Source organism: Lujinxingia sediminis (assembly GCF_004005565.1).
GTDB lineage: Bacteria > Myxococcota_A > Bradymonadia > Bradymonadales > Bradymonadaceae > Lujinxingia > Lujinxingia sediminis.
Genome location: NZ_SADD01000008.1, coordinates 38,712 through 64,323 on the forward strand (window position 1 = coordinate 38,712; position 25,612 = coordinate 64,323).

The following is a 25,612-nucleotide window of genomic DNA, read 5'->3' on the forward strand; positions in this document are numbered from 1 at the left end:
CGCCCCGTATGCGTTTGGGAAAGGGGCGGCCGAGTGGTATCGGGGCGGGGAGGAGCGGGCGGAGGTTGATGCTGCGCTGCGATTGAAGTTTGGCGCACGGACACCGTCGTAGAGGTAGAACGAGCTCGGGCACGCCCCGGGCGCTTTTGGGGCCCGGAGGGCGTGACGCTCGCTTAACCACCCGTAACGACGGCGTCGTTGGAGGTGGCCCCGGCGCTTTGTTAGGTTGAAACGTGGTGCGAAATCTGACCGGTTTTCGGTGGTTTCGGACGCACGACGTGATGATTTCATCAGGGGTAGACGATGATGTGGAGCAGGATTGCGCGGGTGATGAGCATCGCGGTGATGGCCTCGACGGTGGCGCTGAACGCCGGCGCTCAGGAGACGCCTTCTTCAAATCCGGTGGAGGCCTTGCAACGGGCTAACCGTCTGGCGATGGCCGGGGCCTGGACGCGCTCGGTGCCTCATTACGAGGCGGCGATTCTCAAGGCCGGGCAGACCTTCCCCATCGCCTACTTTAACTTCGCCGAGGTCTTGCGCGCGAAGAAGCAGTGCGAGCGCGCGGTGCTTTTCTACCAGGCCTACCTCGACCGGGGCGATGCGCAGGATGTCATCGAGGAGTCGCGCCAGAACGTGCAGAGCTGTTTGGAGGGCGGTGCCGGGATGGTCTTTGAGGGCGAGGAGCCGCAGCTCTCGGAGGGGGATCCGCGCTGGGTGCGCGTGACGCTGGCCGCGGGGGATGCGGCCCGAGGCCGGATTGAGATCGACGGATTTCCGATGTTCTTCAGTGGCCAGGAGCGCCAGCTCTGGATGCGCTCGGGGCGCTACCAGGTGGGGGCGACCTTCGTGGACCATGAGCCCCTGCAGACCGAGATCGTCATCGGCAGCGCGCCTGAGCAACAGGTCGAGCTTAACGTCGAGCCGATGCTCTTTACCGGCAGCCTGAAGGTGCTGGTGGACAGGCCCGGCGCAAAGGTGCGGGTGGAGCCACGGGAGCTTGATGCTCCGCAGCGCGCCGAGGTGGAAGCCTTCGAGATGGTTGCTCCCTGGGAGGAGTTTCGGGAGCTTCCCACCGGGACCTACTTTGTGGAGGTAACCCTGGAGAACCACCACCGATGGATCCGCAACGTGGAGATTGAGCGGGACCGGCCCTCCGAGATCCATGTGCGTCTGCGGCGCATGCTCCCCGAGGCGATTCGGCCGCGCTGAGATGCACCCTGTATAGAAAGGGGGGCGTTGAGCCTGGTGTCTGCCTCAGTCGTTCTGGCGAGGCCGGCGCACCTCCTCGACGATCTCCTCTGGCGAGGCGGCGCGGCCGGGCACCAGGTAGGAGCCTCCGAACCATTTGCCGAGATCCTCGCTCTTGCAGCGCTCCGAGCAGAAGGGAAAGGCTTTGTTTTGATCGAGAAGCGCGACCTCCGCGCGGCAGATCGGGCAGTGAGGGTGCGTCTTTTTTCCAGTCATGGCGGGGACCTCGTTGGTCGTGGTGCAGGCCTTTTGAGGGCTTAAAATGGGGATGAAACGAAGGTGAGGAGGAGATGTTCGGGGCCGTGATGCAAAAAAGCGACGCGGCGTTGCGAAGTGTGAACTTGAAACCCCGGCCGGTGAGTCTAAACCTTCGGGGCGCTATATAGACGTGACAGCGCAACGCTCCCTTCGGCTCAGGATGTCATCACGTGAACGCTTCCAACCCCTTCAGCACAACTCTGCGCGTTCGAGGTTACGAGCTCGACGTCTTCGGACATGTCAACAACGCTGTCTACCTCAATTATTTTGAGCACTGCCGCTGGGAGGCCTTTGGTCAACTCGGTAGCGATGCGCGCAAAAGCGATGCGCAGATGGTTGTGCGTAAGCTGAGCGTGGAGTACATGGCCGCTGCCTATCTCTTTGATGAGATTGAGGTCACGCTGTGGATCGAGCGCCTGGGACGCACCAGCGCGACCTTCGGGCAGTCGCTTCGGCGAGTCTCCGACGGGCAGGTGCTGGCAAGCGCCGAGTTTGTCATGGTGACCATCGATGCGACGGGTCGCCCGGTGGAGCTTCCCGAGTGGTTGCGGGAACAATATCAGGCCTGAGTTTGTAAGGTTGCCCGGCGCTTATTTCCGGATGAGCGTCCCCCCGAACACCGTCACCCAACGACAAGGGGCAGGCTTCGTGTGGAGGCCGCCCGCGTATCACACCCTTTATAAGGAGTACCGACGATGCACACCAAGACCTGGATGATCCTTCTGATTGCTGCGCTTACCCTGGCTGTGGCCTGTGAGAGCGAGATTGATGGCAAGGCCGCCGCTGAAGTGGCCGAGCCCACTGCCGAAGAGGCCGCCCCGGCTCAGGAAGAGGCCGCCCCGGCCGAAGAAGCCAAAGAGGTTCGCGAGCTGGCCTTCAACACCGAGGCTTCCAAGATCGAATGGGTTGGCGCCAAGGTGACCGGCGATCACACCGGTGGATTTCAGAAGTGGGAAGGCGTCGGTCATGTCTCCGGCGATGCGACCCTCGAGAAGGTGGCGTTCACCGTGGACACCACCTCGATCACCTCGGACGACGAGCGCCTGACCGGTCACCTGATGAGCGAAGACTTCTTCGCCGTGGAGAAGTACCCGACGGCGACCTTCGAATCGACCAAGATCGAAGAAGGGGCCGAGGGTGATGCCACCCACACCGTCACCGGCACCATGACCATGCTCGAAGCGACCAAGCAGATCACCTTCCCGGTGACCGTGAAGGTCGAGAACGGCACGATGGTCGTGGACAGCGAGTTCACCATCAAGCGCTTTGATTTCGGCATCGAGTACAAGGGCAAGGCCGACGACCTGATCCGCGACGAAGTGCTGATGAAGCTGCACATGGAGCTTCCGCTGAGCGCTGAGGCGGTTGCCGCCGAGCCGGCCGAAGAAGGCAGCGAAGGCTAAGTTTTGATGGCGAGCGATGCTCGCCGACCGAAGGGGGCAGCGATGCCCCCCGACGAACCACAACACCCCCGGCAACCTGCGGTTGCCGGGGGTGTTGTGGTTTGGGCGTTAGCTGCCATGTGCGCCCGACCTGTGGCGACCCCCGGTCAGACTGAAACGTGCCCCGGCGTCAGCTGATGTCATGCGTTTGTGCGGATGAGCGGGTGTCGTGCGGAGGACCATGGAGCGGTTCAAAACATGACCCACGGTCGACTGCCGGTGCTGAATTTAGCCGCGGTAGGTTTCGTTGAGCAGCGCGTCCATCGAGAGTTCCTGAGGATCGCGGCGCCAGCGGTTCTCCAGGCGCAGCACGCCGCGGGGACAGACCTCCGCGCAGATGCCGCAGCCCACACAGCTGGCGCGTACAAAGTCTTGATTGCGCTGGGCGTAGGCCCGCACATCGATGCCCATCTCGCAGTAAGTCGAGCACATCCCGCAGCTGATGCACATGTTGTCTTTGACGCGGATGCGGTAGCGCCCGAACTTCTGCACCAGCCCTAAAATCGCGGCCATCGGGCAGAAGTAGCGGCACCAGACCCGCGTGCCGCCCACCGGGTAGAGCGCCACGCCGATGATGCCCGAGAGCAGCGTCGCGACCACGAAGCCATAGAGCGAGCGCAGGCTCGCCGCCTGCTCGGAGAAGGCCGGGTAGTTCTCTCCCACGCCCCATGACGCGATCACAAACGCCGTGGTCACCAGCGATAGGAAGAGCGTGATGTGAATCGACCACTTCTCAAAGGCCCAGGCCTTGCTCGACTTATTCGAGAGATGCCGAAAGGGCTCGCCGGCAGTGTTGGCCAGGCCCCCACAGCCGCAGACCCAGGAGCAGTACCAGCGCTTGCCAAAAAAGATCCCCAGCAGCGGCACCATGATCAGCGAGCCCAGCAGGCTGAAGAGGATAAAGGGCAGGGGCATCGCCAGGATGGTCGACGGGTAGAAATACTCCATCTTCAGCGGCCACAAATAGCTGAAGTAGTACTCGGGTTGCTCGAAGATCGTGAGGATCCAGGGCACCGAGAAGGCCAGGGTGGCCTGCACAAAAATCACCACCGAGGTGCGGATCACCTGGTAGCGGTTATGCCGGTATTTATAGATGACGTACGCCCCGCCAATGGCGATCGCCAGGGTGTAGAGCAGCCCGTAGAAGGTCCACTTGCTGGGGAGGTGCAGCGCCCGGGCGATCGGCGTGAAGAGGTCCGGGATGGCCACCCCGGCCAGGGTGCGGCCGCCGTAGTAGAGGATGAAGTAGAAGGCAAAAAGCCCCAGCGTCAAAAGCCAGGCGGTGGGGCCGCGGTGGGTCAGGTCGTGTTTGAGCCAGCCCAGAGATCCTTTCTGTCTCACAGTGTGCGCTCCTCTTCCTGGAACTTCGTAAGGTCGACGCGGCCAAACTCCACGTCGAACTGGGCGCGGTGAAGGTGTTCGCGCACGTAGCTTAAGGGGCGACGCTCGGCGATCCACTGCTGCAAGAGCGTGTGGTCCCAGCGCGAGCCCAGCATGCTAAAGCCCAGCACCCGCGCTTCATCAAAGAGGATGCGCTGGGTGATCGGGCGCGTGGGGTGCTTGCGGTAGAGCGAGCGGGTGCCCGAGGGCACGCCCACACATTGGCCGACGGTGGTGTATTCGATGCCGAAGAACTTCGAGCTGTTGTAGAAGATCGGCGGCGCGTAGTTAACCTCGTCGCCGAGGATGGCGCTGGCCGCGCGCTGGCCCTGAAGTTTGGCCGAGTACCAGATGGTTTCCAGCAGCGGCGTCTCGTCTTCACCGCCGATCTCGGCGCAGTCGCCGGCGGCAAAGACATCCGGCAGGGAGGTGCGGAAGCTGCGATCCACGCGGATGCCTCGCCCCAGCACCGGCACCGTCTTGACCTCGCGCAACCAGTCGACGTTGGGCACCACCCCGATCGCCACGCCGAGCATCTGCGCCGGCAGGTGGCGACCATCGCTCAATCGCACCCCGCTGACGCGTCCGGCCTCATCGCTTTCGATGCCCTTGAGCTCCCGGTCGATGATGAGCTCGATGCCGTGGCGGCGAATCTCTGCGCCGATGAGCTCTCCCTCCTCGGCCGCAAGCGCGGCCGGCCAGAAGTAGGGCTCCCGCACCACAAAGCTCACCTTAAGACCGTGGTGAATAAAGCTCTCGGCGAGCTCCACGCCGATGAGGCCGCCACCGAGCACGACGGCCTCGGTGGTGGACCAGGTCAGCCGCTCGCAGTGGTCGAGATCCTGCATCGAGACAAAGTTGACCAGCCCGTCTTTGACCTCATCAAGCCCTTCAAAGGGCACCATGCGGGGGCGAGCGCCCACCGCCAGCAGGAGCCGGTCGTAGCTGAGGGTGGTGCCGGCATCCAGCGTGATGGCGTGGGCATCGGCGTCGATATCGACCACCCGGTTATGCAGGAGCTCGATCTTCTGGCGGCGGTACATCTCGCGCTCATAGGGCTCGAGATCGCGGCGTTGCATCCGCTCCATGTAGGCGTACATCAGGGCGGTGCGCGAAAAGAAGTAGGGGTGCTCTTCGCTGATGAGGGTGATGCGCGCTCGCGAGGGGTCCAGGCGTCGGCGAATGGCCAGCGCCGCTTCGGTGCCGGCGACGCCATTACCCACGATGACAACATGCATAGGAAGGCTCAGCGGTGGAGAGTTCGGGGGGAGATACAGGAGACACGGTCCAACGAAACCACCCGGTGCAGGTGCCGGGAGCGCCGGGCCGGGGCGGCCGACTAGCCTAACAAGAAGGAGGCAGCGCTCCTATTCCCCCCCGGGTCTTTTCTGCCCCCAGGCGGCAGCCCGGGCGATGCGGTTCAGGACGGTCGCGCGCCTGCTGATCAAGGTGCCCGGCAGGTGAAGGCGTGTTGCTCAGGTGCTGATCGAGGTGCTTCGCAGCTGAAGGGGTGTTGCTCAGGTGCTGATCGAGGTGCTTCGCAGCTGAAGGAGTGTTGCTCAGGTGCTGATCGAGGTGCTTCGCAGCTGAAGGAGTGCTTCTCAGGTGCTGATCGAGGTGCTTCGCAAATGAAGAAGGGACGATCAGCAGGTGATCAGGTGTATTTCAATCGGGAAGTAGGGCGAAGAGCAGGAGAGCAGGTGTATTTCAATCGGGAAGTAGGACGATCAGCAGGTGATCAGGTGTATTTCAATCGGGAAGTAGGGCGATCAGCAGGTGATCAGGTGTATTTCAATCGGGAAGTAGGGCGAGCGGCAGGTGATCAGGGGTATTTCAAACTGAACTACGCTCGATCAGGCGCATGGTGGCTTGCTCTGACGTGATCCTGGCTCGAAGGAGGGATATGTCGGATGCCAGGCGTGGTGCGAACGTCTCGGCCCGAAATCAGGACTGGCGTAATAGCCGCGCCTCGTGTAGACCGCCCGGTGAGCGGCCCGCGACCTCGTCTGGAGGTGGGAGGCGACGCTTTCATTCCATCCTACGCTTTGAAAATTCGGGGCGGTCGTGCGCGAGGTACAGGGTTTCAACCCTGTGCCATCGCGTCGTTGATCCACGCGCATGTTTGATGCTCGAAAGCCGAACCGGAATATCCGGATTGGCGCGCGCCTGGCGCCGGGGCCCTGGAGCCCTGGTCGCACCTCCCGAAAGAGCGGAAATGTAGGGATGGGGGTGTGAATTGTGCCGTTTCGGTAAAATTTGCGCGGGTCTGTAAAAAGTAGTTGATTCGCGTTGCCTGGCTCGTTAGGGATGCGCCCCGCCCCCGGCGGCGCGTTTGCGGGCCGGGGTTGCTGAGTGAAAAAGCCCTGCTTTGCCGAAAGTTCGGAGAGCGGGGTTGCTTATTTAGATTTCGTTACAAACCTTCGGGCGCTTTGATGCCCGGTCGTAGTTCTCAATCATTGGGAGACACACATGAATGGAAGTAGGAAGTCTGTAGTCACCATGGCAGCCGCGCTCGGCGCAACCGCGCTGCTTGCCCCGCTCAACGCCTCTGCGCAGGGTTTCGAACTCCAGCAGTTCAACCCGATGCCCAACCCCTCGGGCAACCTGTTCAGCACCTCGTCGGCCGATGTCGGTCAGCATCTGGACTGGTCGGCGGTCGCTATTTTTAACTACAGCAACGATCCCCTGGTGCTGCGCAACAGCGATGGCGATCGGCTCGACAGCGTGGTCTCCGACCACGCGACGACGCATCTTTTGGTTTCGCTGGCTCTGCTCGATCGTTTTGAGCTGGGCCTGGACCTTCCCTTTGTGGTCTGGCAGCGGGGCAGCGGCATTCCCGGTGGGGAGCAGGCCCCGGGCGAGGGTGGTTTCGGAGTGGGAGACATCCGGGTGGTGCCCAAGGTGCAGATCTTCTCCACCCGGGAGAGCGCCGAGGATAACGGGGTGGCGCTTGCCGCTCTGGCCGATGTGTTCATTCCCACCGGCAATGAAGAGAGCCTGCAGGGTGGCGACTTCCGCGTGGGCCCGCGTCTGGCGTTTGACGCCATCGTGGGCGGCCCGCGCATCGCGGCCAACGTGGGCTATCTCTACCGCCCGGGAACCTCGTACGAGAACCTGACGATCGACGACACCCTGGGCTGGAACCTGGGTGTGGAGGTGCCGATCATCGAGGGTCTTCGCGCCACGGCCGAAGCGTACGGAAAGATCACGCCCCTGGCCGACGCCATCGTCGCCGAAGACTCGCCCACCGAGCTTGTGGGTGGGGCGAAGTATCAGATTGGCAACGTCTTGATGCTGGCCGGTGCGGGCGTTGGTCTTATCAGCGGTTACGGCACTCCGGACTGGCGCGCGTTCGCCGGTGTGGGTTGGGCGCCGGCGCTGAGCAGCCCGGCCCCTGAGCCTGAGCCGACTCCCGAGCCTGAGCCTCAGCCCGAGCCCGAGCCCGAGCCCGAGCCCGAGTGCCGCGCGGCCAGCGTGGAGCTTGATTGCCCGGATGTTCCGGCGGCGAGCTGCGAAGAAGGTCAGCTGACCTCGTATGTGGCGGCCTGCGAAGAGGGCGCCTGCGCCTACCGCGAGGCGACCACCACCTGTGGTGAAGGCACCGTCTGCGGCACCGACGCCGAAGGCCAGGCGGCCTGTGTGGCCAAGGCCGAGTGCGAAGTCGATGGCGACTGCACCAACGCCCCCTCGCCGACCTGCGAAGACAACACCCTGACCACCTACGCCGGGATGTGCGCCGAGGGCAGCTGTGAGTACGCCCCCGGCACCACCACCTGCGAAGAAGGCTTTGAATGTGGCCTGACCCGTGGCGTGCCGGCCTGCGTCCAGAAGACCGAGCTGGTCAAGATTGACGAAGAGACCAAGCGCATCGAGATCAGCGAGATCGTGTACTTCGCCACCGGCTCCGACGAGATCGCTGAGCGCTCCTTTGAGCTGCTCAACCAGGTCGCGCAGGTGCTGGAGAACAACCCGCAGGTCAAGGCGGTGCGTATCGAAGGCCACACCGATAATGTCGGTCGCGCTAATAACAACCTGCGCCTCTCGCAGCAGCGTGCCGCCTCGGTGCGTGAGTACCTGATCGGTCGCGGCATCGACGCTGAGCGTCTGCGCGCCGAGGGCTTCGGTCAGGAGCGCCCGATCGCCGATAACAGCACCGACACCGGCCGTGCCCGTAACCGCCGCGTCGAGTTCCATATCGCCGACGACGAGTAATTTCTCTGCCGCGCATCGCTCCGCCCCCCTGTGGGCCGGGGAGAGATGCGCGGCGTATGCAGTTTGTTTTCTTACATGAAGTCGAGGTTTTTTATGAAAGTTCAATCGCGTGTCGCGGCTCTCGGAGCCGCGCTGGCAACGACTACGCTCTTTGCCGCTCCGGCGCTGGCAAGCGCGCCGCTGCTGGAGTGTCCGGGCGGGGGCTACGGCACCAGCCTGATCAGTTCGGTCCAGGGTGGCCTGGATGATGGATCGGCGCCTATCTCGATTGCCGGGGTCTTCCCCAACGGCATGGATGTGCTCGATACGCGCTTCACCAACGCCTGGGTGAACATCAACGGCACGATCACCTTTAAAGATCCGTTGGCAACGTACACGCCTGATGCCATCCCCGGGCTCTCGCAGCCGACGATCGCGCCCTATTTTGCGGACGTCGATTTCCGCCCTCGTCTTTTTCAGTCGCGTCAGGGTGATATGACCTTCTGCGAGGACCCGGTCAATAACCGGGTGCTCGTCACGTGGAAGGATGTCGGTTACTTCAACAAGAAAACCAACAAGCTCAACAGTTTTCAGGTGGTGTTGAAAAACACCGAAGGGGAGTGTGCGGACGCGGAGACCTTCGATGTGGAGTTCCGCTACAACCGTCTGGAATGGACCACTGGCGACGAGAGCGGTGGTTCCAACGGTGAGGGCGGCACGCCGGCGGTGGCGGGCATTGATGCCGGCGATGAACTCTCCGCAGAGAAGCTCCCGGGCAGTGGCACCGCCGCTGTGCTGGATCTGGTGAACCAAACGAACACCGGTACCCCGGGGGTCTTTGAGTTCCGCGTGGCCGGCTGGACGATGCCTGAGTGTGGTGATGGCAACGTCGATCTCTGCGAAGAGTGCGACGGCAGCGCGGGATGCACGCCGATCTGTACCGTGAGCGTGTGCGGCGACGGCTTTGTGGAGCCGGGCGTCGAGCAGTGCGACGGCGAAGCCTTCGCCGGCGGCGCGGCGAGCTGCCCGGCCGGCTACACGGGCACGCCCCTGTGCAACAACGATCCGAACAACGCGCTGGCCGATGGTACCTGCACGGTTGACGCGGTGCCGGCGGGCTGCGTGGATGTGGACGAGTGCGCCGAGACGACCGGCATCTGTGGTGACGCCTCCTGCGTGAACACCGATGGCGGCTACAGCTGCGTGTGCGATGCGGGCTACGAGTTTAACGGCTCCACCTGCGTGGACGTGGATGAGTGCACCGAGACGCCTGGCGTCTGTGGCGCGGGCACCTGCTCCAACACCGGCGGTGACTACAGCTGCGCCTGTGACGCGGGCTACGAATTCGACGGCACCACCTGCGTGAACGTGGACGAGTGCAGCGCGAGCGCTGGCGTTTGTGGCGAAGGCACCTGCACCGACACCGACGGCGCTTACACCTGCACCTGTGATGCGGGCTACGAGTTTAACGGCTCCACCTGCGTGGACGTCAACGAGTGCACCGAGACGCCGGGCATCTGTGGCGCGGGCACCTGCTCCAACACCGGCGGTGACTACAGCTGCGCCTGTGACGCGGGCTACGAATTCGACGGCACCACCTGCGTGAACGTCGATGAGTGCGCCGGGAACGCCGGCGTCTGTGGCTCGGGCACCTGCACCGACACCGATGGCTCTTATAGCTGCGCCTGTGAAGCGGGCTACGAGTTCAACGGCACCACCTGCCAGGACGTCAACGAGTGCACCGAGACGCCGGGCATCTGTGGCGAGGGGCGCTGCATTAACACCGGCGGATCCTACAGCTGCAACTGCACGGGCGGCTACGAGTTCGTCAACGGCACCTGCGAAGATGTTGACGAGTGCGCTGAGACCCCGGGTATCTGTGGCGAAGGCACCTGCACCGACACCGACGGCGCGTACAGCTGCACCTGCCCGGCGGGCTACGAGTTTAACGGCACGACCTGCGTGGACGTGGATGAGTGCGCCGACACGACCACCTGTGGCGCGGGCACCTGCACCAACACCGACGGTGGCTACAGCTGCGGTTGCCCGGAAGGCTACGTGTCCAACAACGGCACCTGCGAGAACGTGGATGAGTGCACCGAGAACGCTGGCGTCTGTGGCGCGGGCACCTGCTCCGACACCGATGGCGCGTACGAGTGCGCCTGTGAAGAGGGCTACGAGTTCGCCAACGGCACCTGCGAGAACGTGGATGAGTGCGCGCAGAGCACCGACACCTGCTCGGAGAACGCCACCTGCACCGACACCGACGGCGCGTACGAGTGCGGCTGCGAGCCCGGGTATGCCGGCAATGGTGAGGTCTGCACCGTGGTCGTGACCATTATCAGCCCCGACACCAGCTTCCCGGTGAACAACCCCACGCCGACCTTCGAAGGGACCGGCGAGCCGGGTGCAGTTGTGGAGCTGAGCGTGGACGGCGAAGTCGTGGGTACCGCGACCGTGGACCCCGATGGTGAGTGGACGATCGTTCTGGACGAGCCGCTGGAAGACGGTGAGTACAGCGTTGTGGTTGGCGATGGCAGCAGCACCGACGAGGTGACGCTGGTGATCGACACCCTGGCGCCGGAACTCGAAGTCACGCTGCCCGAGCAGGATGTGCGCTACTCCAACTCGCCGGACGCGATCGAAGGCCAGGCCGAGCCGGGCAACCAGATCGATATCGTCATCAACGGTGAGCACGTGGGTACGACCACCGCCGACGAAAATGGCGAGTTTGAGTTTGAACTCGACGAAGCGCTGGAAGATGGCGTGTACGAAGTGATCGTCAGCGCCACCGACGACGCCGGTAACACCACCGACGAGATCGTGGACTTCTCGGTCGACGGCAGCGCTGAGCTGCAGATCGAGACCCCCGAAGACGAAAGCACCGTGCGCACCTCCACGCCCACCATCAGCGGTACGGCGGAGCCGGGCACCATCGTTGTGGTGCTGATCGACGGTGAAGAAGTCGCCCAGGTTGAAGCCGACGAAGAGGGTGAGTGGACCTACACCCTGGAAGAGGCGCTGGAAGACGGCGAGTACGACGTGGTCGTTCAGGCCGATTCGCCCTCGGGCACCCGTCAGGATCAGGTGGAGATCACGGTCGACACCACCACCACCGACGTCACGATCGAGAAGCCCGGCACCGATGTCCCCACCTCGGAGGCGACTCCGGAGTTCAGCGGTACCGCAGCCCCCGGCGCCACCGTCACCATCATCATCGATGGTGAAGAGGTTGCCGAGGTCGAAGCCGACCCCAACGGTCAGTGGAGCTACGTGCCCGAAGACGACCTGAGCGAAGGCGAGCACACCGTGACGGTGATTGCTGAAGACGAGGGCATTGAGACCGAAGCGACGGTGGACTTTGAAGTCGACCTGACCCCGCCCACCCTGGAGGTGACTTCTCCCAGGGGCGGCAGCGAGTGGTTCGGTGAGCCGGTAGTCGTCGAAGGTGAGGCCGAGCCCGGTAGCGTGATCGTGATCGAAGTCGACGGCGAAGTCGTCGAGACGATCGAGGTGGGCGAAGACGGCCAGTGGTCGACGACGCTGCCCGGCGATGTGACCGAAGGTGAGCACGTGGTCACCGTCCGCGCCGAAGATCCGGCCGGCAATACCACCGAAGAGCAGCGCACGTTCAACGTGACCTATGGCGAGTTGGCCGGTGGTAGCGTGCTGGCGGGCTGCGCCTCGGCGCCGGGCACCGGTGGCAACGGCCTGTGGCTGGTGCTGGCCGCGCTGGGTCTGGTGATTGGCCGGCGTCGCCGCCGCTAATCCCCGCTAAGCGTTAGTCCCTCAACGGCCCCCTTCATAGTGGAGGGGGCCGTTGTGCTCTGGCCCTGCGCGTTTCCGATTCGGGGAGATGGTCGTGGGAATTGACAGTCCAGAGAGTGCAGGCATAGTATGCGCCGCATTGGCCGCGTATTCTGCGACGTAGGGGCGAGCCTCGAAGTTCAGAGCGCCCGCCCAACGCGACCAAGGTTGCGGCAAGCTCGGTTCCGGAGCGAGCCCTGATGGCAGGGCGTGAACCGGTTTTCCTGATGTGAATTCGAATGAAGGAGAGATTCATGAAGCGTGGAATTCAATTGTTGATCGTCGCCCTGGCGAGCGCCGGACTGGTCTTCTCGGGTTGTGATAAGCCGGCCGAAGAGCCTGCCACCACCGAAGAAGCCGCCCCTGAAGAGCCCACCGAAGAGGAAGCGGCTCCGGAAGAGGAGGTTGTTGAGGAAGAAGAGGCGGCCGAAGTCAACGAAGACATGTACGTCAACGCCGCGTTTGAAGTGACCTGCGTCAACGCGCAGATCGAAGACCCGGCGCGCGCCACCGAGATCAAAAACGAGATCTACCCGCGCTACGGCTTCACCGAAGAGAGCTTCAACGCGGCCCAGGAGCAGATGGCTGAGCGCGAGAGCGTGAAGATGGCCATTGAGACTCGCATGGAGAAGTGCACCGCTGAGCTGGCCGAGTCGCTGGCCGAAGCCGGTGCCGCCGAAGGCGAAGAAGCTGCTGCTGAGGAAGCTCCCGCCGAAGAGGGCTCCGCCGCCAAGAAGGCGCCGGCCAAGCCTCGCCCCGCCAAGACCGGTTCGATGAACGGTAACTTCGGTGGTGGCGGCTTCGAAGGTGCCTCCATCCGCATGATGGTTCGCCCGGACTTCAAAGTTAACGGTCAGGTTCGCGGTAACCGTGAAGGCGCCGCCTTCGCCATTCCCTTCAACGGCGAAGTCTCCACCGATGGCACGATCTCGGCCACCGGTGAGCGCGACGGTAACACCGTCAGCGTCAGCGGTAAGCTGACCTCGGCCGGCGCCGCCGGTAAGATCGAGGGCTCGGTGCACCAGCGTGACTACAGCGTGAACTACAACGCCAACTGAGTTTCGTAGCGAGCGTGTGTGAAGCGCGCTCGCTCCTCAGCAGGTGTAGGAGTAGTGAGAAAGGCCGAGGGAAACCCCCTCGGCCTTTTGTGCTCTGGTCGCTCGTTACAACGCCGTGAGGCAACGTTGACACCATGTCTGCTGCATGGAGAGCACTCTGAGCTGTGTTGCTAAAGCATCGCCTGTGGTTTGCGCTTTGCGGGGGCCGCTCTCACGATCGCATCCAAAGGCGTCAACATGGCCTCAGGGCGCTATAAGCCATGTGCGCCAAGTTGTCGCCACCTTAACAATGGGTTATGGTGGCCCGGCCTTGCGAAGGTATGACACGACCCAACGACGCTGCCCCGGGGAGCGAAGACGGTCACGACAGGAGGCCACAAGGTATGCGCTTTTGCACCACTTGCGGGCGAAATTTCGAAGAAGCCATCGACGTGTGTCCCCATGACGGGACGCCTCTTTTTGGCATGGCTGGCGATGAGCCGGAGGCAGCACCCGAGCCCGAGAGCGGAGCCGGCATGCCGATGGGGGCGACCGAGAGCATGGAGAGCGCGGAGCCCTCGCTGACCTCGATGGACGCTTCGGTCGATCTCTTCGGGGATGCCGATGCCTCGTCGCAGGCGGCCGTGGAGTTGACGCCGGCACCCGGGCAGCCGCCCGAGGCGCAGGACGAGGCCGACGCGCTCGATGCGGACGACGATCTGGCACTGGCCGATGCTCCCGATGAGCCTGAAGACAACCTGGAGCCGGAGCCTGCCGAAGAGGTGGTCGCAGAGAGTGCCCCGGCCGCGGTCGAAGATGAGCTCTTCGGCGATGCGGATGATGAGGAGCCGGAGGTAGCTGCGGCGCTGGCACTTGATGAGGCGGCGCTCTTTGGCGACGAGGAACCGGCAGCGGAACCGGCAGCGGTGGCGCCCTCGCCGGAGGTCGCTGAGCCGAAGTTGGAGCCGCGTCGTGCGCCTGTACCTACGCCCGCGCCGGTGGCCGAGCCTGCCAGGAAAGAGGGTGGCTCGAAGATCGGGATTGTGCTGGTGCTTATCATCGTGCTCGGACTTGCCGGCGGCGCGGCCTGGTACTTCACCGTGGGCCCCGGTGCTGCGGTGCCAGCTTCCGGTGCGACGCAGGTTGCGCCCGAAGCGCCGGCGGCTGAGGAGCCACCGGCGGCCATCGGAGAGCCAGGCGTTGAGGACACTCCTGCGCCTTCGGAGAGCGACGAGGCTGGCGAGCCGGGCGTGGAGGCACCGACGGATTCGATCCCCGGTGATGCGCCGTTAGACGAAGAGTCCGCGGGTGAAGACGGAGCTGAAGCTCAGGTCGAGGCTACGGCCGAAGAGCCCGCTGAGGTTGAACAGGCCCCGGAGCCGGCCGCACGGCCGGAGCCTAAACCTGAACCGAAGCCCGAAGTGCGTCAGCGCCCGCGCCCCGTGAAGACGGTCGAGCGCCCGGCTCCCGCGCCGGAGCCCGAGCCTCAGCCTGAGCCCGAGATTGTCGCTGAGCCCGAACCCGAAGCCACGCCGGAGCCGGAGCCTTCGCGCACCATCGAGATTGTGCAGCCCAAACCTGAGCCCGCTGAAGAAGAAGCGGCCGCCGAAGGTGAGGGTGAGGAGCTGTCCGCAGAAGAGCAGCTCAAACTCGAGCTGGAGCGTATGCGTCAGTAAGAGCACTGTCCTGTATACGGAATAAGAAACGCCCCCGACGTGACCGTCGGGGGCGTTTCTTTTTGAAGGTATGACAGCCGGTGCTGCGTCGATCATTTTGCCGTGCGGTCCGTTGGCGAGGTCTTCAGTGCGTCACTCTCAAGTGCGGCAGGGCGCTGATCCCAGTCGGGACGTGAGGCTCTCAGCGCGATCCAGTCCATCAGCAGGAGCGCTTTCTGGAAGGCCTGGGGCATCAGCGCTGTGAAGTAGAGCCGGTAGGCCAGCCAGGCGGCGCGCCCCTCAAAGGCACGTCCCAAAAGGTCGAGGGCGGCGTTGGCACGTCCCAGCGTCACAAAGTCGCCGCGATCCTCATACACAAAAGGTCGGCGCGCGCGGCCTACGAGGTCGGCGAGCAGGTTCTGAGCGGCCTGGCGTCCAGCCTGCATGGCCACCTGAGCGTTGCGCGGTGATGTCCCGGGTACGGCGGCGGCATCGCCTACCGCGTAGATGCGTCGATGACCTTCAACCTGCAAGGTGGCCTCGACCTTCAGCCGCCCCAGCGCATCGACCGGCAATCCGGCCTCGGCCACCCAGGTATGGCCGCGTCGGCCGGCCAGATGAAAGACGTGAGCAGCATCGATCGCGGTGCCATCGTCCAGGCGAAGTCCCTCATCGCCCCACGCGACGACCTGCCTCCCGGTGTGCAGCCTTACGCCGAGGTGTTCGAGATAGCGCGTGGCGATCGTGCTCATCTCATCGGAATGATCGGCAAGGACCCGATCGCGCGTCTCAATCAAGGAGATCTCCACGGGGCGATCGAGCTCAGGGTTGCGGGCACGCACGTCTTCAATGGCGCTGGCGAGCTCTGCGCACCATTCCACCCCGTCGGTGCTTGCGCCCACGACTGCAAAGCGCCAGGGACTCTGATCGCCAAACTCGAAGAGCCCGGCCAGGCGGTCGCGGATCTCGACGGCGCGGCGGACCGAGTCGGGTGTGAGCGCGCGATCGGCCCCCTCAAAGGCCTGCTCATCACGAGCGGTGCCCGGCGCCAGGATCACATAGTCGAAGTCGACCTCGCCGCGGTCGGTGATTAGCACGCGGCGCGCCAGGTCGATGCGTTCGACCCGGGCCACCAGCACCTCGGTGCTCGCGTCGAAGGCCTCGTCGAGCGGAGTGGTAATATGCCCCGGATCGAGCTCATCGCTGGCCACGTTGTAGAGCAGGGGGCTGAAGACAAACGAACTCTGATCGCTGATCAGGGTGAGTTTTACGCGGCTGCGGCTTAGCAGCGCATCTTCCAGGGTGCGGGCGGCGTGGTAGCCGGCGAAACCGCTCCCGAGAACAACGATCTTACGCATGGACGCTCCAGTCCGATGTGGCGTGGTTAAAACCCGGTAGGTCGCCGCCGCGCCGGCGTTTTGCAGGCGCGGCGCGAAGGGGCCGACAGTGAACCCTGTTCGTGTGCGGGGTGCAAGTCCGATCGCCGCCGTGCGGCGGCCGGTCAAAGCGAGGATCGCCAGTGACGACGCGCTCCCGGCGCTCATTGATCGATAAACGATCGCTGCAGATGTTGAAAAAGTGCTTCTAAATCAACATGTTATCGCAAGACTTCAGGGCCTCAATAAAGACTTGAAAGGTGGCCCCCTAAGGTCTTGAAATGTAAAGGGTTCGCCTCGTGCTCCTTTCTATATATAGTGGTGGGTGTGGGTAGGTGGCACAAGATGTTGGGGCGAAAGGATGTTAAGGCGTTTGACAGCGGGATCTCGGTTGGTACATTCGTCAGCCGCTTCGGTACGCCGAAGCGGCTTGCGCCAGGGGCCTGCGGGGAAAACGAAATAAAGCGAAATCATGAGGCCTGCTGGTCACGCATAGCGCTGTTGTTATGTTCAGATTATTGGGGCGAAAGAGACCCACCATCGTTGGAGAGAGGGAGTAATGACCACGTCGATCGAGCCGAGCCTGAGCGAGACGCCCGCCACCAAGAAGCAAAGCGCCAAAAAGGTGCGAGAGTTTAAGGCGAGTGGCAAAGGCCTGAAATTTAAGCGCGTCTTCACCCGGGACGGTGTCCATCCTTACGATGAGGTCGAGTGGGAGATGCGCACCGCCTCGATCGGCAGTGAGACCGGCAAGCTTGTCTTCGAACAACGCGATGTGGAGGTGCCGGTGAACTGGTCGCAGATGGCGACCAACGTGGTGGTCTCCAAGTACTTCCGGGGGCGGCTGGGCACCGATCAGCGCGAGACGAGCATCCGCCAGCTCATCGACCGCGTGGCCAACACCATCACCGACTGGGGCATCAAAGATGGCTATTTTGCCAGCCCCGACGACGCCGAGATCTTCCGCGCCGAGCTCACCTTCCTGGTACTGCACCAGAAGATGGCGTTTAACAGCCCGGTCTGGTTCAACGTTGGCGTGGAAGAGCGTCCGCAGGCCTCGGCGTGCTTTATCAACTCGGTGAGCGACCAGATGGAGTCGATCCTCGAGTTGGCCAAGACCGAGGGTATGCTCTTTAAGTGGGGCAGCGGCACCGGCTCCAACCTCTCGCCGATTCGTTCCAGCCGTGAGCAGCTTCGTGGCGGCGGCACCGCCAGCGGTCCGGTCAGCTTTATGAAAGGCTATGACGCGTTTGCCGGCGTGATTAAGTCCGGCGGCAAGACCCGTCGTGCGGCCAAGATGGTGATGCTCGATGTCGATCATCCCGACATCCAGGAGTTTGTGTCCTGCAAGGCCGATGAGGAGAAGAAGGCCTGGGCCTTGATCGAGGCCGGATACGACGGTGGCTTCAACGTGCCGGGCGGGGCCTACGACTCGATCTTCTTCCAGAACGCCAACCACTCGGTGCGTGTCAGCGATGCCTTTATGAAGGCGGTCGAAGACGACGCGATGTGGCAGACCCACGCGGTGGTCGACGACCGGGTGGTCGATGAGTTTCCGGCCCGCGAGCTGATGCAGAGTATCGCCGACGCGGCCTGGATCTGCGGCGACCCGGGGATGCAGTACGACACCACGATCAACGACTGGCATACCTGCCCGAACACCGACCGCATCTACGGCTCGAACCCCTGCTCGGAGTACATGTTCCTCAACGACTCCGCCTGCAACCTGGCCAGCCTCAACCTGATGACTTACCGCGATGAGGCCGGTGAGTTCGATGTGGAGAGCTTTAAAGCGGCTGTCGATCTGACGATCACCGCCCAGGAGATCTTAGTCGATAACGCTGGCTACCCCACTCCGGCCATCGAGAAGAACAGTCACGCCTTCCGCCCGCTGGGTCTGGGCTATGCGAACGTCGGCGCCCTTCTGATGGCTCGCGGTCTTCCCTACGACTCGCCCGAGGGTCGCGCCTACGCCGGTGCGATCACCGCGCTGATGTGCGGACAGGCGTACACGCAGTCGGCGAAGATTGCCCAGACCACCGGGCCCTTTGAAGGCTACCCGATCAACGAAGAGCCGATGCTCGGCGTGATCGGCAAGCACCGCGCCGCCGTCGAGAACATCGCCGATGAGTGGTCGGCGATGAGCGACACCGATCTGCTCAAGGCGGCTCGGCAGAGCTGGGATGAGGCGCTTCAGGTCGGCAAAGAGTTCGGCTTCCGCAACAGCCAGGTCACCGTGTTGGCTCCGACCGGCACCATCGGCTTCATGATGGACTGCGACACCACCGGCATCGAGCCGGACATCGCGCTCATCAAGTACAAGAAGCTCGTGGGCGGCGGTTACTTCAAGATCGTCAACCAGACCGTGCCTGAGGCGCTGGTTCGCCTGGGCTACGAGGCCAGAGAACGTCAGTCGATCATCGACTACCTCATGGAGAACGACACCATTGAGGGCGCGCCCGAGCTCAAAGACGAGCACCTGCCGGTCTTCGACTGCGCGTTCACGCCGGCGAACGGCACCCGCTCCATCAAGCCGATGGGCCATGTGCGCATGATGGCTGCGGCGCAACCCTTCCTCTCCGGCGCGATCTCCAAGACGGTGAACCTGCCCCACGAGGCTTCTGTCGAAGACATCGCCGACTGCTACCTGGAGTCCTGGAAGTTGGGGCTTAAGGCGGTCGCCATCTACCGCGACGGCTGCAAGCGCACCCAGCCCCTCTCCACGAAGCTCGACGATTCGGCGAAGACGTCCGAGACGAGCTCGCCGGTGGCTCAGCCCGTCCCCGCGGCTGCTGCGCAGCCGGTCTGGGGGTCCACGGAGAGCCGTCGCCGACTTCCCGACGAGCGCCCCTCGATCACCCACAAGTTCTCGATCGCCGGTCACGAGGGCTACATCACCGTCGGCATGTACGAAGATGGTCAGCCCGGCGAGCTCTTCATTGTGATGAGCAAAGAAGGCTCGGTGGTCAGCGGTCTGATGGACAGTTTTGCCACCTCCATCTCGCTGGGCCTGCAGTACGGGGTGCCCTTGCAGGTGATGGTCGATAAGTTCAGCCACACCCGCTTTGAGCCCAGCGGCATCACCGCCAATCCGAAGATTCGTTTTGCGAAGTCGGTCACCGACTACATCTTCCGCTGGCTGGCCGATAAGTTTCTGGGTGACGCCGAGCGCGACCTCTACCTGACCAAGAACGCTACCGAGGCCTGGCGCCCCGGCGAGCCTCAGGTCAGCGAAGAGAGCACGAAGATCGTCTTCGATGGTGGCCAGACTGAGAGCGAGGACGAGAGCGCCAGCGTTGAAAGTGCCGAAAGCGCTTCCGATGAGAAGGGCGAAGATTTTGCCTCGGCCCGCGATGGCGAGGTGCTCTTTGATGCGATCACCGGCAAGAAGACCTCCAGCGTGTACACGCTGCAGGCCGACGCGCCGCCATGCTCGGAGTGCGGCAGCATCATGGTTCGCTCCGGTGCCTGCTATAAGTGTCAGAACTGCGGCTCGACCAGTGGTTGCAGCTAAGGTCTGACGAGCAAGGGGTCGGGGGGAGTCCCCCGGCCGCTTAAGCCGCCCCGCGTCAGCGCGGGGCGGCTTTTTTTGTGGGCGTGACGTTGTTAGGCTGCGCATAATGAGCGCGCGATCGGTACGTACAAGGGCGGCGGGGTGTGTGGCAGGGATGCTGCTGGTAGGCACGCTCGGAGCGTGGGGCTGGCACCTGTGGGGAGGTGTGCGGGGCGGGCTCCCCGAGGTGCTCACCGCTCAGCCCGGGCGCGCCGGTAAAATCGGCACGCTGCGCGCGCTGGAGGTCGGAGCGCAGGCGCGCCGGGTGGCCCGGGAGGTCGCCGCGCCGCGTCTGGCCGCCTGCGATCCGGGGTGGATGCCCGGCGAGCCGGTGGCGTTGGCGTCTACGCTGACGTTGCGCGCGAGCCAGGGAAAACTGGAGCGGCGATGGGAGGAGACGTTGAGCTATCGGGAAGACGCTGCCGGTCGTGGCGAGCTTACGATCGATGCGACCTCCGCCGACGTGCTCGATGTGCCGCTGACCCACTCCCGGCGCTGGACATGGACGCCCGGGGAGGCTCTGGAATGGGTGGGGCCGTCGAGTGCAGTGGAGCATCCCGTGACAAGTCCCGCGCTGGCCCGCGCGCGTCAGGACGCTCACGGGAAGCTGGAGTCGTTGATGCGCACACTGGCGGAGGGCTGGGCACCGACCTCCGAGTCGACGCTCACGCCGCAGCAAGGCGCCGGGTATCGGTGCGGGCAGCGCGCGGCCTTGCCCGGGGAGGACTGGGCCTCACTGCTACGGGCGCGCGCTGACTTGCGTACGGCCTCGGTCGATGTGGAGCGCCGCGGCGAGGCGCGCTGCCAGATCTTGCGCGCGAGCTTGAGCCTTGCTCAAGGCGGCGAGCTTGAGCTCGGGCTTGAAACATGCACCCGGGCGGGACCTGAGCAGGTGAGCATTGAGGCTCCTGAGCGACGAACTTCGCTTGACGTTCTCAACGGTCAGCGCGAGCTTCGCCGTGTTGAAACGTGGTTTCGAGAGCGCATCGCCGCCGGCGAGCTGGAGGCTGGCCCCGGGCTGGCCGTTGAGAATGAGGAGTAAGAGGATGTCGAAACGCTCAAGGATCGCTCGGGCGGGCCATGTGGTTGTCAAGATCGGCAGCGCGATCTTTATGCGCGAGGGCGGCCGTGTCGACCGACGCACCTTCGCGGCGCTGGTCGACGACCTCGATCGTCTGATGAGCGCCGGGGTGCGTGTCACCGTCGTGACCTCAGGGGCGGTCGCGCTGGGGCGACAGGCCCTGGGCGTGACTCCGGGGCCCTGTGCGGTGGCCGAACTCCAGGCATTTGCTGCGCTGGGGCAGTCGCGCCTGATGCAGATGTGGGAGGCGGAGTTTGGCCACTACGACCGCCACGTGGCCCAGGTGCTGCTCGGGCGTCAGGATATGGCCGATCGCGGGCGCTACCTCAACGCTCGCAGCGCGCTGGAGACGCTGCATGCCTTCGGCGCGGTGCCGATCATCAACGAGAATGACACGGTTGCCACCGAGGAGCTCACCTTCGGCGACAACGACCAGCTCGCCGCCATGTGCGCCGCGCTGCTGGGGGCGGATCTCCTGGTGCTGCTCTCCGATGTGGCGGGGCTCCTGGAGGTTGTGGAGGGTGACGATGGCACACGCAGCTTCGGCGAGCGGGTCGAGGAGATCGCGCTTGATGATCCGCGCGTAGACCAGTGGGCCGGACCGCCGGCCTCGGGGGTGGGGCGGGGCGGGATGGTCTCCAAGATCATGGCCGCACGTATCGCCGCGCGCGCCGATACCCCGACGGTGATCGCGCCGGGCAAGCGCCCCGGTGTGCTGGCGGCTCTGTGGGCGGAAGAGCCGGTGGGAACCTTCTTTGATCCGGGGCAGGGCGGGGCGGTGCGTGCTCGCAAACGCTGGATTGACCACGGTGCGCGAGCCGAAGGTCGGATTTTCTGCGACGCGGGCGCCATGCGTGCAGTGCGCGAGCGTGGCGCAAGTCTGCTGCCCATCGGTGTGACGAAGGTGGAGGGGAACTTCGAGTCGGGGAGCCTGGTGGAGCTCATCGGCCCCGAAGACGAGGAGAGCTTTGCCCGCGGGCTTGTCTCCTACAGCGCCGCTCAGATCCGCGCGATCGCCGGGCTGCGCTCCGAAGCGATTGAGGAGGCGATTGGTTCCACGGCGATCGACGCGATCGTGCATCGCGACAATCTGGTGCTGACCTGAGCGGCCCGCTTGCTCAGAGGCCGAGCAGTGAGCGGATCATATCCGGGCCGAGGTAGAGCATCACCACGGTGGAGGCCATGATGATCAACATCAAAAAGGGATTGATGAAGTTCTCCACCCGCACCTTATCGGCGGCGACGACCTCCCCCTCGACTTTGATCTCGCAATAGGGGCGAAACCCGATCACCGACACCAGCTCGGCCTCGATATGGTGAAGATCGCCGTCTTCGTCCTCATAGATCGCTTCGAGCAGCGGGCGAAGCCGGGGGCCACCGCGACCGTCGAGCTTCTGGTCATCAAGCCAGAGCTCGTACTGAGGCGCCAGGTAGAGCCAGCGAAGCGTCCAGTCGCCGGTAACTTTAAGGGTGTGGTCGCGCCATTGAACTTCCATCGGGGGCTCCGTCAGAGGAGGGCAATCGTAGCGAGCATGCAGCGATGCCACCCAGTGTAGCGAGCTGGACGCGGCGGGAAAAGCAGGACGGCTCCGGCCAGAGCTTAGATGGCGGGCGATTCCTGAGCGATCTGTGAGGCGCCGACCAGGATGAACTTTTTGTGCACGCGCAGGGCGTAGGCGCAATTCTCGGCGATGGACTGCTCGGTGTAAGGCTCTTCGCGGCAGTCGAGCACATCGGTCCAGCCGGCGACGTGGTCGGGGAAGTACACATCCAGGCCGGTGCTCTCCACCGGGCCAACCTGGACGGCGGATTTGGCGTCGTAAAGATAAAGGGGCTGCTTTTCCATCGGTGACATCCAGTGTGGAACAAAGCCGGCCTCCGGACCGCAGGTCGGGAGGCCGGCTCTCGTAATCAAGGGAATCGATCGCGTATCAGAACCCCCACGCAAGCTGCGCGGAGCCTGGCGTGTCTTATTCGGAGTAGAGCTTCTCGCGGCGCTCCTGCTCTTCTTTGCAGGCAATGCACATGGTGGTGACCGGGCGAGCGCGCAGACGCTGAATGGAGATATCGTCGCCGCAGACCACGCATTCGCCAAACTCGCCCTGATTGATGCGCTCAATGGCCAGGTCGATCTTGTCGATGAGGTAGCGCTCGCGACCCCGCAGGCGAAGACTCAGGCTCTGATCGGTCAGCGCGCTGGCCAGATCGGCCTCATCGGCCATATCGTCTTTGGAGAGCTCGATCTCGTGTTTGATGGTATTGGCGGCTTTATGAAGGAGGCGCTTTTTCTCATCGTTGAGAAGCTGCCGGAATTCCTCGATATGTTCAGGACTCATGGCAAAACCCACACGCTGTCTCGGCCTACAGGCCGAAGGATTAGAGATGGTTGCGGCGGCATAAGCCTCTGGATGAGCGCCAAACGTAAGCACCGTAAAGCGATCTACCCAGCGACCCTCGAGCGTGGTGCCGGCTCCCCAGGGAATGGCGACCCGATTCGACGCCACCCAAAAGAGCCTGCGAAGTGTATTCAAAACCCCGCAGAGTTCAAGGGGGCTATCGCCCGCGCCGGAGCCCCCCAACAACGCGACCCCGCTAAGTTCATCCCGGGTAAGAAAAAAACTTTCCAGCATGCCAACCCGGGGTACAATCGCCGCAGCACGAACGCCTCATAGTTCTGGGCACCTCTCGCCACCGCCGTGCGTTGTCGGGAGAAGGGGATCGCCCGTACAGACCTCGGGGCCTGAAGTTGACACTGTTTTTGCGAGCGTGGCACGATGCGAGCGAATTTCTTCGAGTACAGCTTTAAGTAAGGAGCAGTCACATGGCGATGGCCAATGGACGGAACTGCATCGGTCTCGACATCGGTTCGAGCTCGGTCAAGCTGTGCGTCCTTAAAAGCACAAAACGCGGTCTGAGCTTGCAGGCTTTTGATTACGCGCAGCTCCCGCCGGAGACGATCGTCGACGGCGCGCTGATGAACTCGACGGTCGTCGCCGACGCCATCGTGGAGCTTCTGAGGCGCAACAAGATTCGGCATAAAGAGTGCGCGTTGAGCGTCTCGGGCAACACGGTCATCGTCAAAAAGATCCGTCTGCCGCTGATGACCCAGGAGGAGCTCGAAGAGTCGATTCAGTGGGAGGCCGAGCAGCATATCGCCTTCAATATCCAGGACGTCTTCATCGGCTTTGAGGTCGTCGCGCCCAAGACCGATCAGGGGCAGATGGATGTGGTGCTGGTCGCGGCCAAGAAAGACATGATCAACGACTATGTGGCCGTCTGCCACGACGGGGGCGTGGAGCCGCTGGTGGTCGATGTCGATGCGTTTGCGCTGCAGAATATGTACGAGGTCAACTACGGCTTCCACCGCGGTGAGACGGTGGTGCTGCTCGATATCGGAAACTCGGTGGTGACGATGAACGTGGTCACCGACGGGATCACGATGTTCACCCGCGATCTCTCGATCGGCGGCAGCGACATCACCGAGGAGATCCAGCGCCAGCTCAACATCACCTACCAGGAAGCCGAACTCTATAAGATGGGTGGAAGCCCCGGGATGAGCTCGGATGCGGTTCTGCCTCAGGAGGTCGAGAGCATCATCCAGGAGAAGGCCGAAGATATGGCGCATGAGATTCAGCGCTCGCTGGACTTCTATGCGGCCACCGCCGCCGACTCCAGGATCGACAAGATTGTGGTCAGTGGAGGCACCGCCGCGATCCCCTCGCTGGTACGAACCATCGGGCGGATCAGCGGCGTGCCCACCGAGCTGGCCAACCCCTTTCGCAACGTCTCCTACGACGAGCGGCAGTTTACCCCGGACCAGATCCAGCGTTGGGCACCGATTGCGGCGGTCAGCGTGGGTCTGGCACTGCGGAGGATTAACGAGAGATGATTCGCGTAAACCTCTTACCGATAAAGCAAGCTCGTCGCCGTTCTGCCGGTCGCACCCAGCTCTTGCTCTTCGCCGGGCTGCTGATCGCCGAGTTGGCCATCCTCTTTGTGTTCTACCTGGTGGAATCCGAGAAGTTGAGCACCCGCGAGAGCGAGGTGACCGGATTGCAGCGGGAGGTCACCGCTCTGGAGAGTGAAGTTGCGGACGCCCGCACCCTGGAGAAGGAGGCCGAGGCGCTCAACGCCCAGCTCGCCGTACTCAACAACCTGGAAGCCCAGCGTATCGGCCCGGTGCGCATGCTCGATGAGATCCAGGCGATGCTCAGCCCTCCGCGCAACGAAGAGGAGCGCGTGGCTCAGCTTCGCAAGGACTGGAACGTAGAGTGGGATACCCGCCGGCTCTGGGTTGAGAGTTTCTCGGAGGGCGAGGGTGCCTTTGAACTCGAAGGGATGGCTGGCTCGGCCGATGACGTCGCGGAATTTTTGCAGCGCATGACCACCGCGCGCCACTTCGCCAATGTGCAGCTTGAGTACGTGGAGACGGCCTCAGGCGGCGGGCGCAGCGCCAGCGGTCAGGTTCGCATGGTGAACTTCCGCATCTTCGGCGAGCTGAGTTATCTCGGTTATGCCTCCGCCTCGGAAGCTGACGCCGAGCAGGGTAGCTGAGCACCCTACCCGTTGAATTCGCCACTGGAG

Annotated in this window: 19 protein-coding genes; 12 read left to right on the forward strand and 7 right to left on the reverse strand. The window is 63.5% G+C overall.

Going from position 1 to position 25,612, the window contains the following annotated elements:
• The first annotated feature begins 303 nt into the window (after positions 1 to 303).
• Positions 304 to 1,209 carry a hypothetical protein gene (locus EA187_RS13735; protein ID WP_127780636.1) on the forward strand — a complete coding sequence of 302 codons (906 nt, stop codon included), beginning with the start codon at positions 304 to 306 and terminating at the stop codon, positions 1,207 to 1,209.
• A gap of 45 nt (positions 1,210 to 1,254) precedes the next feature.
• On the opposite strand, the gene EA187_RS13740 is transcribed toward EA187_RS13735, so the two are convergent.
• Positions 1,255 to 1,464: a DNA gyrase inhibitor YacG gene (locus tag EA187_RS13740; protein WP_115607008.1), complete on the reverse strand. Its 210-nt coding sequence runs from the start codon at positions 1,462 to 1,464 to the stop codon at positions 1,255 to 1,257.
• A 212-nt stretch (positions 1,465 to 1,676) separates the two neighbouring features.
• Between EA187_RS13740 and EA187_RS13745 the strand changes: the two genes are divergently transcribed.
• Positions 1,677 to 2,075 (forward strand): acyl-CoA thioesterase, encoded by a 399-nt coding sequence (locus EA187_RS13745; RefSeq protein WP_127780637.1) that lies wholly within the window; start codon positions 1,677 to 1,679, stop codon positions 2,073 to 2,075.
• Positions 2,076 to 2,201: 126 nt separating this feature from the next.
• Positions 2,202 to 2,909, forward strand: a complete 708-nt coding sequence (locus tag EA187_RS13750; RefSeq protein ID WP_115607005.1) for a YceI family protein — start codon at positions 2,202 to 2,204, stop codon at positions 2,907 to 2,909.
• A gap of 267 nt (positions 2,910 to 3,176) precedes the next feature.
• Here EA187_RS13750 and EA187_RS13755 read toward each other — a convergent pair whose 3' ends face one another.
• Entirely contained in the window at positions 3,177 to 4,289 is a 1,113-nt protein-coding gene (locus EA187_RS13755) for a 4Fe-4S binding protein (RefSeq protein WP_127780638.1), read from the reverse strand.
• A complete protein-coding gene (locus tag EA187_RS13760; protein WP_127780639.1) occupies positions 4,286 to 5,566 on the reverse strand; it encodes an NAD(P)/FAD-dependent oxidoreductase in 1,281 nt (426 codons plus the stop codon). Before EA187_RS13760 ends, EA187_RS13755 begins: the two co-directional genes overlap by 4 nt.
• A gap of 1,231 nt (positions 5,567 to 6,797) precedes the next feature.
• Here EA187_RS13760 and EA187_RS13765 point away from each other — a divergent pair.
• From EA187_RS13765 to EA187_RS13780, 4 genes are all read left to right on the forward strand, one after another.
• Entirely contained in the window at positions 6,798 to 8,540 is a 1,743-nt protein-coding gene (locus EA187_RS13765) for an OmpA family protein (protein ID WP_127780640.1), read from the forward strand.
• A gap of 93 nt (positions 8,541 to 8,633) precedes the next feature.
• Positions 8,634 to 12,287, forward strand: coding sequence for an Ig-like domain-containing protein (locus tag EA187_RS13770; protein ID WP_164856273.1), 3,654 nt, complete (start codon positions 8,634 to 8,636; stop codon positions 12,285 to 12,287).
• Between the two features lie 293 nt (positions 12,288 to 12,580).
• The gene (locus EA187_RS13775; protein WP_115606996.1) at positions 12,581 to 13,384 is read left to right on the forward strand and encodes a hypothetical protein; all 804 of its coding nucleotides are present in this window, start codon (positions 12,581 to 12,583) and stop codon (positions 13,382 to 13,384) included.
• Between the two features lie 383 nt (positions 13,385 to 13,767).
• A complete protein-coding gene (locus EA187_RS13780; protein ID WP_127780642.1) occupies positions 13,768 to 15,039 on the forward strand; it encodes a hypothetical protein in 1,272 nt (423 codons plus the stop codon).
• Positions 15,040 to 15,131: 92 nt separating this feature from the next.
• Here EA187_RS13780 and EA187_RS13785 read toward each other — a convergent pair whose 3' ends face one another.
• Positions 15,132 to 16,376: an NAD(P)/FAD-dependent oxidoreductase gene (locus EA187_RS13785; protein ID WP_164856274.1), complete on the reverse strand. Its 1,245-nt coding sequence runs from the start codon at positions 16,374 to 16,376 to the stop codon at positions 15,132 to 15,134.
• Between the two features lie 577 nt (positions 16,377 to 16,953).
• Between EA187_RS13785 and EA187_RS13790 the strand changes: the two genes are divergently transcribed.
• The 3 genes from EA187_RS13790 to proB all read left to right on the forward strand — a co-directional run bounded on the left by EA187_RS13790 (position 16,954) and on the right by proB (position 22,133).
• Positions 16,954 to 19,908 carry a vitamin B12-dependent ribonucleotide reductase gene (locus EA187_RS13790; RefSeq protein WP_127780644.1) on the forward strand — a complete coding sequence of 985 codons (2,955 nt, stop codon included), beginning with the start codon at positions 16,954 to 16,956 and terminating at the stop codon, positions 19,906 to 19,908.
• 145 nt (positions 19,909 to 20,053) lie between these two features.
• Positions 20,054 to 20,989 (forward strand): hypothetical protein, encoded by a 936-nt coding sequence (locus tag EA187_RS13795; protein ID WP_127780645.1) that lies wholly within the window; start codon positions 20,054 to 20,056, stop codon positions 20,987 to 20,989.
• A gap of 4 nt (positions 20,990 to 20,993) precedes the next feature.
• Positions 20,994 to 22,133, forward strand: a complete 1,140-nt coding sequence (gene proB, locus EA187_RS13800) for a glutamate 5-kinase (protein WP_164856275.1) — start codon at positions 20,994 to 20,996, stop codon at positions 22,131 to 22,133.
• A gap of 13 nt (positions 22,134 to 22,146) precedes the next feature.
• Here the strand turns inward: proB and EA187_RS13805 are convergent, their stop codons facing one another.
• The 3 genes from EA187_RS13805 to EA187_RS13815 all read right to left on the reverse strand — a co-directional run bounded on the left by EA187_RS13805 (position 22,147) and on the right by EA187_RS13815 (position 23,364).
• Positions 22,147 to 22,524: a hypothetical protein gene (locus tag EA187_RS13805; protein WP_115606988.1), complete on the reverse strand. Its 378-nt coding sequence runs from the start codon at positions 22,522 to 22,524 to the stop codon at positions 22,147 to 22,149.
• Positions 22,525 to 22,628: 104 nt separating this feature from the next.
• The gene (locus EA187_RS13810) at positions 22,629 to 22,874 is read right to left on the reverse strand and encodes a hypothetical protein (protein WP_115606986.1); all 246 of its coding nucleotides are present in this window, start codon (positions 22,872 to 22,874) and stop codon (positions 22,629 to 22,631) included.
• 124 nt (positions 22,875 to 22,998) lie between these two features.
• Positions 22,999 to 23,364: a TraR/DksA family transcriptional regulator gene (locus EA187_RS13815; RefSeq protein ID WP_115607201.1), complete on the reverse strand. Its 366-nt coding sequence runs from the start codon at positions 23,362 to 23,364 to the stop codon at positions 22,999 to 23,001.
• 485 nt (positions 23,365 to 23,849) lie between these two features.
• Here EA187_RS13815 and pilM point away from each other — a divergent pair, with 485 nt between their 5' ends.
• Together pilM and EA187_RS13825 are read left to right on the forward strand one after the other, a co-directional pair.
• Positions 23,850 to 24,917, forward strand: coding sequence for a type IV pilus assembly protein PilM (pilM, locus tag EA187_RS13820; protein ID WP_206524362.1), 1,068 nt, complete (start codon positions 23,850 to 23,852; stop codon positions 24,915 to 24,917).
• Positions 24,914 to 25,582, forward strand: coding sequence for a PilN domain-containing protein (locus EA187_RS13825; protein ID WP_115606985.1), 669 nt, complete (start codon positions 24,914 to 24,916; stop codon positions 25,580 to 25,582). The genes pilM and EA187_RS13825 overlap by 4 nt, the downstream gene beginning before the upstream one ends.
• Positions 25,583 to 25,612: the final 30 nt, after the last annotated feature.

Excerpts from the sequence above, each read along its gene's own strand:
- EA187_RS13735 (WP_127780636.1), top strand. The coding sequence starts at position 304 with ATGATGTGGAGCAGGATTGCGCGGGTGATGAGCATCGCGGTGATGGCC.
- EA187_RS13740 (WP_115607008.1), bottom strand. The coding sequence starts at position 1,464 with ATGACTGGAAAAAAGACGCACCCTCACTGCCCGATCTGCCGCGCGGAG.
- EA187_RS13750 (WP_115607005.1), top strand. The coding sequence starts at position 2,202 with ATGCACACCAAGACCTGGATGATCCTTCTGATTGCTGCGCTTACCCTG.
- EA187_RS13760 (WP_127780639.1), bottom strand. The coding sequence starts at position 5,566 with ATGCATGTTGTCATCGTGGGTAATGGCGTCGCCGGCACCGAAGCGGCG.
- EA187_RS13765 (WP_127780640.1), top strand. The coding sequence starts at position 6,798 with ATGAATGGAAGTAGGAAGTCTGTAGTCACCATGGCAGCCGCGCTCGGC.
- EA187_RS13770 (WP_164856273.1), top strand. The coding sequence starts at position 8,634 with ATGAAAGTTCAATCGCGTGTCGCGGCTCTCGGAGCCGCGCTGGCAACG.
- EA187_RS13775 (WP_115606996.1), top strand. The coding sequence starts at position 12,581 with ATGAAGCGTGGAATTCAATTGTTGATCGTCGCCCTGGCGAGCGCCGGA.
- EA187_RS13780 (WP_127780642.1), top strand. The coding sequence starts at position 13,768 with ATGCGCTTTTGCACCACTTGCGGGCGAAATTTCGAAGAAGCCATCGAC.
- EA187_RS13785 (WP_164856274.1), bottom strand. The coding sequence starts at position 16,376 with ATGCGTAAGATCGTTGTTCTCGGGAGCGGTTTCGCCGGCTACCACGCC.
- EA187_RS13790 (WP_127780644.1), top strand. The coding sequence starts at position 16,954 with ATGACCACGTCGATCGAGCCGAGCCTGAGCGAGACGCCCGCCACCAAG.
- proB (WP_164856275.1), top strand. The coding sequence starts at position 20,994 with ATGTCGAAACGCTCAAGGATCGCTCGGGCGGGCCATGTGGTTGTCAAG.
- EA187_RS13805 (WP_115606988.1), bottom strand. The coding sequence starts at position 22,524 with ATGGAAGTTCAATGGCGCGACCACACCCTTAAAGTTACCGGCGACTGG.
- EA187_RS13810 (WP_115606986.1), bottom strand. The coding sequence starts at position 22,874 with ATGGAAAAGCAGCCCCTTTATCTTTACGACGCCAAATCCGCCGTCCAG.
- EA187_RS13815 (WP_115607201.1), bottom strand. The coding sequence starts at position 23,364 with ATGAGTCCTGAACATATCGAGGAATTCCGGCAGCTTCTCAACGATGAG.
- pilM (WP_206524362.1), top strand. The coding sequence starts at position 23,850 with ATGGCGATGGCCAATGGACGGAACTGCATCGGTCTCGACATCGGTTCG.
- EA187_RS13825 (WP_115606985.1), top strand. The coding sequence starts at position 24,914 with ATGATTCGCGTAAACCTCTTACCGATAAAGCAAGCTCGTCGCCGTTCT.